The organism is Noviherbaspirillum soli, from assembly GCF_015352955.1.
Taxonomy (GTDB): Bacteria; Pseudomonadota; Gammaproteobacteria; order Burkholderiales; family Burkholderiaceae_D; genus Noviherbaspirillum_A; species Noviherbaspirillum_A soli.
In genome coordinates, this window is the sequence record NZ_JACYOX010000004.1 from 197,335 (window position 1) to 209,255 (window position 11,921).

13 protein-coding genes and 1 pseudogene are annotated in these 11,921 nt (G+C 62.6%); 9 read left to right on the plus strand and 5 right to left on the minus strand.

Annotated elements, in window-relative coordinates; genetic code table 11:
• Nucleotides 1-89: 89 nt before the first annotated feature.
• Nucleotides 90-1,631 (plus strand): amidohydrolase family protein, encoded by a 1,542-nt coding sequence (locus IGW04_RS06355; protein ID WP_194712205.1) that lies wholly within the window; start codon nt 90-92, stop codon nt 1,629-1,631.
• Between the two features lie 71 nt (nt 1,632-1,702).
• On the opposite strand, the gene IGW04_RS06360 is transcribed toward IGW04_RS06355, so the two are convergent.
• Nucleotides 1,703-2,359 (minus strand): glutathione S-transferase family protein, encoded by a 657-nt coding sequence (locus IGW04_RS06360; RefSeq protein ID WP_194712206.1) that lies wholly within the window; start codon nt 2,357-2,359, stop codon nt 1,703-1,705.
• A gap of 133 nt (nt 2,360-2,492) precedes the next feature.
• Here IGW04_RS06360 and IGW04_RS06365 point away from each other — a divergent pair, with 133 nt between their 5' ends.
• The 4 genes from IGW04_RS06365 (at nt 2,493) to IGW04_RS06380 (ending at nt 4,801) form a co-directional block, all read left to right on the plus strand.
• Nucleotides 2,493-3,746 carry a polyhydroxyalkanoate depolymerase gene (locus IGW04_RS06365; RefSeq protein ID WP_194712207.1) on the plus strand — a complete coding sequence of 418 codons (1,254 nt, stop codon included), beginning with the start codon at nt 2,493-2,495 and terminating at the stop codon, nt 3,744-3,746.
• A 24-nt stretch (nt 3,747-3,770) separates the two neighbouring features.
• Nucleotides 3,771-4,031 carry a hypothetical protein gene (locus IGW04_RS06370; protein ID WP_194712208.1) on the plus strand — a complete coding sequence of 87 codons (261 nt, stop codon included), beginning with the start codon at nt 3,771-3,773 and terminating at the stop codon, nt 4,029-4,031.
• 218 nt (nt 4,032-4,249) lie between these two features.
• On the plus strand, nt 4,250-4,564 hold the full coding sequence (locus IGW04_RS06375) for a DUF883 family protein (RefSeq protein ID WP_194712209.1): 315 nt from the start codon (nt 4,250-4,252) through the stop codon (nt 4,562-4,564).
• Nucleotides 4,565-4,627: 63 nt separating this feature from the next.
• Nucleotides 4,628-4,801 carry a hypothetical protein gene (locus IGW04_RS06380; protein ID WP_194712210.1) on the plus strand — a complete coding sequence of 58 codons (174 nt, stop codon included), beginning with the start codon at nt 4,628-4,630 and terminating at the stop codon, nt 4,799-4,801.
• Nucleotides 4,802-4,911: 110 nt separating this feature from the next.
• Here the strand turns inward: IGW04_RS06380 and IGW04_RS06385 are convergent, their stop codons facing one another.
• Nucleotides 4,912-5,607 (minus strand): dienelactone hydrolase family protein, encoded by a 696-nt coding sequence (locus IGW04_RS06385; RefSeq protein WP_194712211.1) that lies wholly within the window; start codon nt 5,605-5,607, stop codon nt 4,912-4,914.
• A gap of 210 nt (nt 5,608-5,817) precedes the next feature.
• On the opposite strand from IGW04_RS06385, the gene IGW04_RS06390 reads away from it, so the two are divergent.
• Nucleotides 5,818-6,315: a pyridoxamine 5'-phosphate oxidase family protein gene (locus tag IGW04_RS06390; protein ID WP_194712212.1), complete on the plus strand. Its 498-nt coding sequence runs from the start codon at nt 5,818-5,820 to the stop codon at nt 6,313-6,315.
• A gap of 45 nt (nt 6,316-6,360) precedes the next feature.
• Here the strand turns inward: IGW04_RS06390 and xth are convergent, their stop codons facing one another.
• Nucleotides 6,361-7,125 carry an exodeoxyribonuclease III gene (gene xth, locus IGW04_RS06395; protein WP_194712213.1) on the minus strand — a complete coding sequence of 255 codons (765 nt, stop codon included), beginning with the start codon at nt 7,123-7,125 and terminating at the stop codon, nt 6,361-6,363.
• Between the two features lie 87 nt (nt 7,126-7,212).
• Complete coding sequence (locus IGW04_RS06400; RefSeq protein WP_194712214.1) at nt 7,213-8,724, minus strand: leucyl aminopeptidase; 1,512 nt, start codon at nt 8,722-8,724, stop codon at nt 7,213-7,215.
• A gap of 37 nt (nt 8,725-8,761) precedes the next feature.
• Here IGW04_RS06400 and lptF point away from each other — a divergent pair, with 37 nt between their 5' ends.
• From lptF to IGW04_RS06415, 3 genes are read left to right on the plus strand one after another with little or no spacing between them, the layout of a single operon-like run.
• On the plus strand, nt 8,762-9,889 hold the full coding sequence (gene lptF, locus IGW04_RS06405; RefSeq protein ID WP_194712215.1) for an LPS export ABC transporter permease LptF: 1,128 nt from the start codon (nt 8,762-8,764) through the stop codon (nt 9,887-9,889).
• The gene (gene lptG / locus IGW04_RS06410; RefSeq protein WP_194712216.1) at nt 9,886-11,034 is read left to right on the plus strand and encodes an LPS export ABC transporter permease LptG; all 1,149 of its coding nucleotides are present in this window, start codon (nt 9,886-9,888) and stop codon (nt 11,032-11,034) included. The genes lptF and lptG overlap by 4 nt, the downstream gene beginning before the upstream one ends.
• Entirely contained in the window at nt 11,035-11,409 is a 375-nt protein-coding gene (locus IGW04_RS06415) for a sirohydrochlorin chelatase (protein WP_194712217.1), read from the plus strand.
• Between the two features lie 318 nt (nt 11,410-11,727).
• Here IGW04_RS06415 and IGW04_RS06420 read toward each other — a convergent pair.
• Nucleotides 11,728-11,921, minus strand: a pseudogene (locus IGW04_RS06420) (hypothetical protein); the annotation flags it as partial.

Genomic DNA, 11,921 nt, shown 5'->3' on the forward strand with positions numbered 1-11,921 from the left:
CCACAGCTCGATAGCTCCATGGCTCCGTGGCTCCATGGCTCCATGGCTCCATGGTCCATCGACTTTCTTATTTTAAAAACGGAACAACAATGATTCCTTCATTCAATCCCGCTCTCAACACGAAACGCGAGCCGTCGAATCCGATGCCACCAACTGTGCCGGCACGCAGTCTGTCCGCATCGTGGCCCAGCCTTGCCAATCGCTTTCATTCAAGCAGTGCGGGCCAGTCACTGGCCATGACGATGCAGTCTGACCTGCCGGCCAAGAGAGAAAGGGAACAATGGAACTACAGCGACTGCCATTTTCATCCGACCGATTACATCCAGCAAGGCTGCACGCCGGAAAGCCTGATCGCTGAAATGGATGCGCTGGGCATCAAGTACGCCACCCTCATGCCAATTCCCACGAACGTGCTTTCCAGCCAGCCCGATCCGGCGTGGGATCCCTGCAAAGGGCAGCAGCACTGCGGTCCGCATTACTATTTGCCCAGCGAGATGATGGACAAGCGCAGCCTTACCGAGAGTGATATGGCCAAGGCGTGCGCCGCCACCGAACTCTATATGAATACCGGAGTGGATGCGACCACCGCAATCTCTTACTCGAAATTGACTGCGGCCGATCGGCAACGCTTCGATCCCATGATTACCGGACTGCATCTCGGCGACATGCACAGCAGCACCTATCTATTGCAGAAGCTAACCCAGCATCCTGGCGTGTTTACCGGGGTTGGCGAAATCACGGTGCACAAGGAAGTGGTGCAGGATCTGTTCGCAGGCAAGCGCCAGGCCAATCTGGACAGCAATGCAGGCGCCCTGATCAAGCTATTGCAAACCTGCGGAACCATCGGCATGCCAGTCGTGCTGCATTGTGACGTCGACCTGCCGGGGCAGGCAAATAATCCGGCGCCAGCCTATCTGGAAGGCATCAAGCGCTTGTTCTGCAATCCATCCGTGTTGCAAACCAATATCATCTGGGCGCATGGCGGCGGGCTCGGCCGCTTTGTGAATGCGCCTGCCGGACATGCGGCAACGCTGCGTCAACTGCTCGAGGACAGCAGGATGAGGCATGTTCATATCGATCTCTCATGGAGCGTGGTCGCCGAGCGGCTGACGAAGTCACCAGAGATGCAGGCCGAATGGGTGTCGCTCATCACGGATCATTCAGAACGCTTCCTGTTTGGCTCCGATGCGCTGGCGCCGAAGGACCGGGACGGATGGAACAAGACCTATGCCAGCTATAACGGCTTGCTGATGAGCCTGACGGATGCGGTACGTTGGAAGCTATTGCACGGCAATTATCAGCGCCTGTTTGTCGATGCGCGCAAGCGGGTGCGCTCGTACGAAAAGTTTTTCCTGGCTTCCGCTTTGCGCGAGGCCAGCCAGTTTCGCCATGTCGCACCGCCATCTTCCTTGTCTGCAGGGGTGCCGACCACAAGCACCACCACAACCACCACAACCACTACAACAACAACCAGCACCACAGCCACAACCACAAGCGCAAGTGCAGACACAAGCGCAGGCACCAGGCGCGATCATGATGCCGAAGAAGCGCAGTCCACGTCCATGGAAGCGCAGTTTTCAATGAATGCGCAACTGCAGCCGCATGGCTCCCCGGGCGCGCTGCGTCATTGAACTACCTCTCATCCCGATTCCAGCCAGGTCTGGCATGGCTGCCTGCGCATCCGGCCAGCCATTGAAGTGCGTCAGAATTCCGCTTCCAGTTCATCGATTTCCTCCGGCTCCGCCAGCGCCGCGTCCACCCACTCCCGCACCGGTTCCAGCGCCATGACGGTGTCGCAATAACCGCGGCATGCCGCATCGAGTTCCACGCCATACGTCAGGAAGCGCGTGACCACCGGCGCAAACATCGCATCTGCCATGCAGACGTTCCGGCCGAACAGATAGGGGCCGCCGTAGGTGTTGATGCACTCGCGCCAGATGACGGCGATGCGGTCGATGTCGGCCTGGGCGCGGGCCCATATCCGGAAGCCGCTATAGCTGGCCTTCAGGTTCATCGGCAATGCCGACCGCAGCGCCGCAAAGCCCGAATGCATTTCGCCGCAGATGGCGCGGCAGTGGGCGCGCGCCTTGCGCTCCGTCGGCAGCAGGCGGGCGCTGGGCCTGATCTCATTGAGGTATTCGCCGATGGCAAGCGTGTCCCATACGGTAATGCCTTCATGGCGAAGGCAGGGGACCAGCACGGACGGCGCCAGCAGCAGGATTTCCGCGCGCGTGGCCGGGTCATCGGAAGGAATCATGATTTCCTCGAACGGCAGGCCGGACAGCCTGGCAAGCAGCCAGCCGCGCATGGACCATGACGAATAGTTCTTGCTGGTGATGGTAAGCGTGGCTGCTTGCATGTCGCCATCCTTGGGTTGGTTGGGCTCGGCAAAAATCACGCAAGCCGCATGCCAGAACCACCGCCTGCGGCTTTGGACAATGGCGCGTTCCTTGCTAGCCCCAGGCTTGTCCCCGCACAGTCACGGAGCCCGCATGAAGTATCACGTATGGCAGGCGCAGGCTGACCTGATGGCGCACCTGCGTCTTTACACCGAGGCCACGGCCCAGGCAATGCATCAGCCATGGCTGGCCGAATTGCCTGCGGCACGTCGCATCGCCGCTGCCTGCGCCGTGTTCGCCAGCGCGCAGGTCACGCACAGCCGCCCCGATTTTGGGATAGAGCGCACCACGCTGGGCAGCGGCGCGGCGGCGCGCGAGGTCCTGGTGCATGAAGAGAAGATTCACGTGCTGCCCTTCTGCACGCTGCTGCGCTTTGCCAAGGAAGGCGCCGATGGCCAGCCGGAACGCCAACCCCAGCCCCAGCCCCAGCCGCGCGTGCTGCTGGTGGCGCCCATGTCAGGCCACTTCGCGACCCTGCTGCGCGACACCGTGCGCACCATGCTGCCCGACCATGACGTCTATATCACCGACTGGCACAATGGGCGCGATGTGCCGCTGTCGGCCGGCGCCTTCGGGCTGGACCAGTACACCCGCTACCTGATCGAATTCCTTGGCGTGCTGGGCGAGGGCGCGCACATGCTGGCGGTCTGCCAGCCCTGCGTGCCGGCGCTGGCCGCCACGGCCATCATGGCCGAGGACGGCCATCCGGCCACGCCGCGCAGCCTGACGCTGATGGCCGGCCCGGTGGACGTGCGCATCAGTCCCACCGAAGTCAACCGGCTTGCCATCAGCAAGCCCTACAGCTGGTTCGAGCGCAACATGATAGGCATCGTGCCGCAGCGCCATCGCGGCGCCGGCCGCGAGGTGTATCCCGGCTTCATGCAGTTGACTGCCTTCATGAGCATGAACCTGGAGCGCCACATGGAAGCGTTTCGCGGGCTGTACCGCGACCTGGCCAATGGCGAGCTGGAAAGGGCGGCGGCAACGCGGGCCTTCTATGCGGAATATTTCGCGGTGCTGGACCTGCCGGCCGAGTTCTACCTGGAAACCATACGCGACATCTTCCAGCATGCGGCACTGGCGTGCGGCCAACTGCGCTTCGAGGGCAGGCCGGTGCGGCCAGAGGCGATACGGCGCACCGCGCTGCTCACGGTCGAGGGTGAACGCGACGATATCTGCGCGCTGGGACAGACCATGGCCGCGCATGACCTGTGCAGCGGCATTCCGGCATTTTTGAAATCGCATCATATGCAGGCTGGCGTTGGCCATTACGGCGTCTTCAGCGGGCGGCGCTGGACACAGCAGACCTATCCGATGGTGCGGGAAATGATTTACGGCACGGATTAGCAGAAATTTTCATGGGAGACAGGCATGAATGTCACGCAAGCGGAAGTCAGCGAGTCACGCACTTGCACGATCTTTACCGTGAAGGTGGACGGGCAAGTCCACCGCTGCGCGCTGTCAGAGGAGGCGCTGTACATGCTGTCGCAGCGCATGGACCCGCGCCTGGACCGGATTGACGCCTATATCGTGCTCAAGCGGCGTGTCGCATGCGCCGCCAGCGCCTGCCTGCGCAACGACGCCGCGCTGCCGCCAGTGCTGCAGGCATGCCATGTCGCAGCCCATGTCTGAGGCCGGCAGGGTGGATTGGTGCTGGACGGCGGGTTGTTGACAAGCTAACCTATGGGCGTTCGCAACAAAGTCGCGTTGCCTTACTGCATGCATCGGGTCGGAACTGGCCGCATGGTATGTTCGGCAGCGTACCGACTCCCACGGCGCATTCGTTTATAAATCAGCAATGCGCCGCCGGAGTGCCGACGGCACCTCACCCACAACAAAGGAGCTAGAAGATGGTCGACAATTACGCCGATAAAGCAAGCAGCGAACTCAAATCCCTGGTGTCGGACGCGCAGGATCTGTTCAAGGCTGCTACCACCGCGTCGTCCGACAAGGCCGCAGCGCTGCGCTCCGAAGGCATGCGACTGCTGGACAATGCGCTGACGGGCGCCCGCGACATGCAGGATACGGCGATGAAGACCGGCCGCGAACTGGCCAGCACCGCTGACGACTATGTGCATGAGAATCCATGGAAGACCATTGCCATTTCGGCTGGCGTGGCACTGGTGATCGGGGCGCTGCTTACCCCGATGATCACCAAGCGCTAAGCAGCTTGCAGTACGGCGCCGGCACCGCATGCCGGCGTACGCGTTTCATCTGGGGACGGAATAATGAGAAATAATGAAGAGAATGCAGCGCGTCTGGAAGACCTGATGAAAATGCCGCCGATGACGCCGCAGCAGCATGCGGAAATCATGCGCAAGCGCATCGTCGGACGCCATGCGCTGGAAGAAGCGCGCGACCGTCGGCATCTGGGCCTGGACGACGAGCTGTTCCCGGGCTGACCCGAAACCGCAGGGCAGGCGGCATCCGCCCGCATTCTTGATAGGGGCAAGACCTTGATGGCCTTGCCCTTTTCATTTTCCAGCGCGTTTTTAGCGCGCAGGCTTCGTCCTCAGAGCACCTTGCCGAGGAAAGACAGCGACATGCCATGCGCCACTGCGGAAGCCTTCTGATCGTAGGAAGGCCGTTCCCAGCAATTGAAGCCATGGTCCACGTCCGGATAGGTCTCGATCACTGCATTCTTTGCGTTGCCGAAAGCTGCCTTCACCGCATCGACGGCGCTCTTGGTGATGTAATGGTCCTTCTCCGCGAAGTGAAAGAGAATGGGGCAGGTGACCTTGCCAGCCTGATTGAGCTGGCCGTCGATGCCGCCGCCGTAGTAGCACACTGCGGCGTCGACGCCGGCATTGGCGGCGCACAGATAGGACAGCAGTCCACCCATGCAAAAACCCAGCGATGCCACGCCACCGGTGACTTCCGGCATGCCGCGCAACAGGTTGACGGCCTGGGTCAGGTCCTGAACCGCCATCGGGAAGTCCAGCTTCTTCATGTAGTCGAAGGCCTGGGCCGAGCCGGCGTCGTCATAGGTCAGGTCGACGCCGGGCTTGAGGCGCCAGAACACGTCCGGCGCCAGCACCACATAGCCATCCAGCGCATACTGGTCGGCCACGGCGCGGATGTGGCTGTTGACGCCCCAGATTTCCTGAATCAGCACGATGCCCGGACCGCTGCCCTTGGGCGGAAGCGACAGGTAGCCGCGAAACGCATTGCCGTTGTTGGTGTCGATGTCGATCCAGCGTGAATTCATGCTTGCTCCTAGGGTAAAGATGAGAGGGATGTCCTGCGTCAGGCGCGGCTCATTGTAGCCGCTATCAAAACGACACGTCAGCCATGCCGCCATGCTGTTGGCCGCGACCTATGTGAGTTGGCGCACCGACAACGGCGCTGCGCCTGCCTAGCATGGTGCGCCATGCCGACGGCAACCGCCGCGGCACTTTCCAACAGAAGAGGATGCACCATGAGCCATGCCGCTACTACCCAGCTGCAAGACCTGCAGGACAAGATCAAGGATGTGAAATTCGGCATGTTCACCACGTTGGATCCGGACGGCAAGCTGTCCTCCAGGCCCATGACCTGCCAGCAGGTGGACGACCAGGGAAACCTCTGGTTCTTCACTTCCGATGTCACCGATTTCGTGCGCCATCTCGCTGAACATCCGCGCATCAATGTGAGTTTCTCCGATCCCGACGACAGCCTCTATGTGTCCATCGCCGGCCATGCCGAACTGACCCGCGACCGCGCAAAGATCGATGAGCTCTGGAGCCCGCTGGTGGCGGCCTGGTTCGATGGCGGCAAGGAGGATCCGCACCTGTCGCTGATCAAGGTGCATATCGACAGCGCCGAATACTGGGACACCCATTCCAGCAAGATGACCCAGCTGTACGCGCTGGCCAAGTCGGCGCTGACCGGCAAGGCGCCGCGCGACCTGGGCGAGCACAAGAAGATCACGCTGTAGCGTTGTCACAGCCGCAGGCAGGGCAGGCCGCCCTGCCTGTGCGTGTCAGTCCAGCGTGGCAATCACCGGCGTATGGTCGGACGGCTGCTCCCACTTGCGTGGCGCCTTGTCGATCACACAGCGGGTGCAGCGGCCGGCCAGCGGCGGCGACAGCAGGATATGGTCGATGCGCAGGCCCATGTTGCGGCGAAAGGCCATCTGCCGGTAATCCCACCAGCTGAACACCTTCTCGGGCTGGTCGAACAGCCGGAAGGCGTCCGCCAGCTGCAGCTCGCACAGGCTGCGGAATGCCGCGCGTTCCGGCTCCGACACCAGCACCGAGCCGGCCCATGCCGCCGGGTCATGCACATCGCCGTCGGCCGGCGCGATGTTGTAGTCGCCCAGGAGCGCCAGCTGCGGATGCAAGGCCAGTTCCGACGCCAGCCATTCGCGCAGGGCCAGCAGCCAGCGCAGCTTGTACTCGTACTTGTCCGAGCCGACCGACTGGCCGTTCGGCACATAGGCGCAGACGATGCGCATGCCTTCGATCGTGGCGGCGATGATGCGCTGCTGCTCATCGGGGAACAGCGGGTTGTTCCTGACCACATCGGTCATCGGGTGGCGCGACAGGATGGCCACGCCGTTATAGGTTTTCTGGCCCGTATAGGCAACCGCATAGCCTGCCGCCTCGATCTCGGCGACAGGAAACTTGTCGTCGGTCAGCTTGGTCTCCTGCAGGCACAGCACGTCGACCGGGCTGTCGGCCAGCCACTGCAGCACCTGCGGCAGACGCACCTTCAGGGAATTCACGTTCCAGGTAGCGAGTTTCATTGCGTTCCCATTCCTTGCATTGAAATAAAACGCGCCGGACCTCCCCTGGAGGTGCCGGCGCTGGCTTGGAGCCTGTTATCGGCGCGATCAGCGTGCCGCTTGCGCCCGGTTGATCAGGAAGGTGGTCAGCATCGGCACCGGGCGGCCGGTGGCGCCCTTTGCCGGACCGCTCTTCCACGCGGTGCCGGCGATATCCAGGTGCGCCCAGGTATAGGCCTTGGTATAACGCTCCAGGAAGCAGGCAGCGGTGATGCTGCCGCCAGGGGCGCCGCCGATGTTGGCCATGTCGGCGAAGTTGGATTTCAGCTGCTCCTGATAGCTGTCCTCGATCGGCATGCGCCATGCGGTATCGTCGCTGAGCTTGCCGGCGGCGATCAGCGCGTCGGCGAGCGCATCGTGGGCGTCATCGTGGCGGGTGAACAGGCCGGCATTGTGATGGCCCAGTGCCGTGATGCAGGCGCCGGTGAGCGTTGCGATGTCAACCACCACCGCTGGCTTGAAGCGTTCTACATAGGTCAGCGCGTCGCACAGGATCAGGCGGCCTTCGGCGTCGGTGTTGAGGATCTCGATGGTCTGGCCGGACATCGAGGTGACGATGTCGCCCGGACGGGTCGCCGTGCCCGACGGCATGTTCTCGGTGGCGGGAATCACGCCGATCACGTTGAGCTTCAGGTTCATCTCGCCGATGGCGCGGAAGGTGCCCAGCACCGAGGCGGCGCCGCACATGTCGTACTTCATTTCATCCATGGCCGCGCCGGGCTTGATCGAAATGCCGCCGGAGTCGAAGGTGACGCCCTTGCCGACCAGGACCGTGGGCGCTTCCCGCGTCTTGCCGCCCATGTGCTTCAGCACGATGAATTTCGGCGGCTCCATGGTGCCGTTGGTCACCGACAGGAAGCTGCCCATCTTCAGCGCTTCCATCTGCTTGCGGTCCAGCACATCGACGCCGAAGCCGAACTGCTTGGCCAGCTTCTTGGCGGTATTGGCCAGATAGGTCGGCGTGCAGACGTTCGGCGGCAGGTTGCCCAAGTCCTTGGTCAGCTCAATGCCGTTGGCCAGCGCCACTGCCTGGGCCAGCACCGCGCGCGCCGGTGCGGCGGCGGCCGCGTCGAGCACCAGCGCAGCCTTGCGCACGCCGGCCGGGGCCGGTTCCTTCTTGCTCTTCATTTCATCGAAGCGGTAACGCGATTCCCGCAGCGCCAGCACCAGCGCCTGGACTGCCCAGCCAGTCTCGCGTTCACGCACCTGGTCGCAGGGCAGCGAGATGAGCGCATCGGCCGCGCCCAGGGTCGACAGGGTGCGCGCGATGGCCTGGCATGCGCTGTTGAAGTCCTTGGGCGCGACTGGCGCCTCCTTGCCCAGGCCGACCAGCAGCACCCGCTCCGCGGCGATGCCGGCCAGGCCGCGCAGCAGCAGCATGCTGCCGGGCTTGCCGGTGATGTCGCCGGACTTGACGGCGGCGCTGATGGCACCGTCGCCGTCAAGTCCGGCGGCGGCAGCCGTCAGCACCTTGTTTTCGAAAACCCCGACCACCATGACGCCGGTTTTTGCTTGCGCCAGGCTGGTCTTGGCGTCGAATGTTTTTATGCTAAAGTCCATGGATTCTCCTTTTTAGTCCACGCAATTATAGTATCGAATGATTTTTCAACGCGCTCTACGTCGCGAACTGATCAGCTCCGCCGGCGCCGTCTTCACCACCCTGTTCTCGATCACCATCACCGTCATGCTCATTCGCATCCTCGGCCAGGCTGCCGGCGGCAAGGTCGCGTCCCAGGATGTGGTGGCTCTGCTCGGATTCGCGGCGCTGAACTACCTGCCCGTGATCCTGATCCTGACCGGCTTCATTTCCGTGCTGCTGGTGCTGACGCGCACCTACCAGGATTCCGAGATGGTGGTCTGGTTCGCCTCCGGCATGAGCCTGACCGCCTGGATCAGGCCGGTGCTGACCGTGGCGCTGCCGCTGGTGCTGGTGGTGGCGATGCTGAGCCTGGCGGTCACGCCCTGGGCCAATCGCCAGAGCACCGAGTTCCGCAAGCGCTTCGAGCAGCGCGAGGACATATCCCGGGTGTCGCCCGGGCGCTTCCAGGAGTCTTCCTCGGCCGACCGGGTATTCTTTGTCGAAGGCGTGGCCGATGATGTGAGCAACGTGAAGAACGTCTTCATCAGCAGCATGCGCAACGGCAAGTCCAGCGTGATCGTGGCGGCCGAGGGGCGTACCGAAATCGATGCGAACGGCGACAAGTTCCTGGTGCTGAACGATGGTCGCCGCTACGATGGCACGCCTTCGGAACCGGAATTCCAGCTGATGCAGTTCGAACGCTACGGCGTGCTGATCGCCAACAGCAACCAGGTGGACGCAGGCGACAATTCGGCGCGTGCGCTGCCGCTGGGCGACCTGATTGCCAATCCCACCAACCAGAACCGCGGCGAGATCCTGTGGCGCATCGCCTTGCCCATCATGGGCGTGGTGCTGATGCTGCTCGCGATTCCGCTGGGCTTCGTCAATCCGCGCGGCGGCCGTTCGGCCAACCTGCTGCTGGCGCTTCTGGTCTTCATCGTCTACAGCAACATGGTCAGCGTGATGCAGGCCGCGGTGGCGCAGGGCAAGCTGGCGCTGATGGTGAGCTGGTGGCCGCTGCATCTGCTTGGCGCGCTGCTGGTGGCGTTTTTCTTTTCCTGGCGCATCCTGATGAATAGCCGCCATCATCCGCTGGCCTACTGGAACGCCTTCAAGCGCATGGTTTTCTACAGGCGCACCGCATGAAGATACTGCAACGCTACCTGGCCGGCGAGATCATACGCGCCAGCGTCTTCGTGCTGGCAGCCTTCCTTGCGCTGTTTGCCTTCTTCGATGTGATGAGCGAATTGCAGTCGGTTGGCTCCGGCGGCTACAAGCTGCAGCACGCCTTCCTGTTCGTGCTGATGGGCATGCCCGGCTATGCCTATGAACTGATGCCGATCGCCGCGCTGATCGGCACCATCTATGTGCTGGCCCAGCTGGCTTCCCGTTCCGAATTCACCATCATGCGGGTATCCGGGCTTTCCACGCGCCAGGCGGCTGCCATGCTGGCCAAGATAGGCGTGCTGTTCGCGCTGCTGACCTTTGTCTTTGGCGAGTACGTGGCGCCGAAGTCGACCGAGCTCGGGCAGAAACTCAAGCTTGGCTTCAAGGGCGCCGCGGTATCGCAGGAATTCCGTTCCGGCCTGTGGGCCAAGGACGTCATACGCGACAACGGCGTATCCGGCAATGTGATCGGCACCCGCTTCCTGAACGTGCGGGAAATGCGGCCCACCGGCGAGTTGCTGAATCTGCGCATCTATGAATTCGACCGCGGCTTCCATCTGGTCAATTACATCATCGCCGACCGCGCCGATTATTCCGGCAACAATACCTGGACCATGCAGAAGGTCACCGAAAGCCGCTTCCCCGAAGCCGCGACCCGCAACGGCACGCGGGTGCTGGACCTGAGCACTGCGGTGTCGACCACACAGCGCGAGAGGATGCCGCTGGTTTCGGAAATCACGCCATCGATTCTTTCCGTGCTGTTCGCCGACCCGGAGCGCATGTCCGCGGCCGACCTGGCGCTGTACAGCAAGCACCTGGCAGAGAACAAGCAGCGCACCGAGCGTTATGAGATTGCGTACTGGCGCAAGCTGAGCTATCCCTTTGCCGTGTTCGTGATGATGGCAGTGGCGCTGCCTTTTGCCTATCTGCATTTCCGCGCAGGCGGCGTCAGCCTGAAGATCTTTGCCGGCATCATGATCGGCGTAAGCTTCCAGCTGATCAACCGGCTGTTCTCTCATATCGGCATGCTCAACACCTGGCCACCGTTCGCCACCGCGGTATTGCCCAGCGTGCTGTTCCTGCTTGCCGCATTGCTGACCCTGAAGTGGATTGAAAGGCGTTAAATGAAAAATGCACTGGTTCTGTTTGCCCACGGCGCACGCGATCCGCGCTGGGCCGTGCCGTTTGAAAAGCTGCGCGACATCGCCCGCACCCGGTTGCCCGACACCGAGGTGTCGCTGGCTTTCCTGGAATTGATGTCGCCGCGCCTACCGGAAGTCGTGGCCAGGCTGGCGGGCGAAGGCTGTACCAGGGTGTCGGTGGTGCCGGTTTTTCTGGGGCAGGGCGGCCATGTGCTGCGCGACCTGCCGCTGCTGATCGATGAGCTGCGCAGCAATCATCCAGGGCTGGAGATCAACGTGGCTGCCGCGGTGGGGGAAGACAGCGAGGTGCTGGGGGCGATTGCGCGCTATTGCGTGGCGGCGGTTGACAGGGGTTAAAGGGGATTTTGAGGTCGGCCGCTGGCCTCGCCGGGGCAGGGTGGAGGCGTGGCTTTAGGGGCAAGCTGGAATGCCGTTGCAGTTGCAGTTGCAGTTGCAGTGAAGTCCCGTTGAGCGCGCCGTGACGGCGATGCCTGAAGCGGAAAAGGTGCGGCGTCTGTCTGAGCGCAGCGCAGCGGAGCGAGTTTAGCCGCGCTCCGCTTCAGGCGTCGACGGCACGGGGACCCTCGCGCAGCGAGGGCGCGATCACCGGGTCGCCTTTTTTTGCCTACTTTTTTTGGCGAACGGTATGTGTCAAGGTAGTTGTCGCCAAATTAGTCATGCAGCACGTGGCATCGCGGCCGGCAAAGCCTCCTTTCGTTCGGGGTTCAGATACACCACCTCTTCAAGATCCCAATGGCGCACGGCGCCTGCCCAGCGCTGCGGCTTGGCGGCCCGGGCGGCTTGATAGACCGCCTTGCGATGGGCCAGCAGCTGGTCCGCCTGGCCACGATGACGCTGATCCGGCGTCA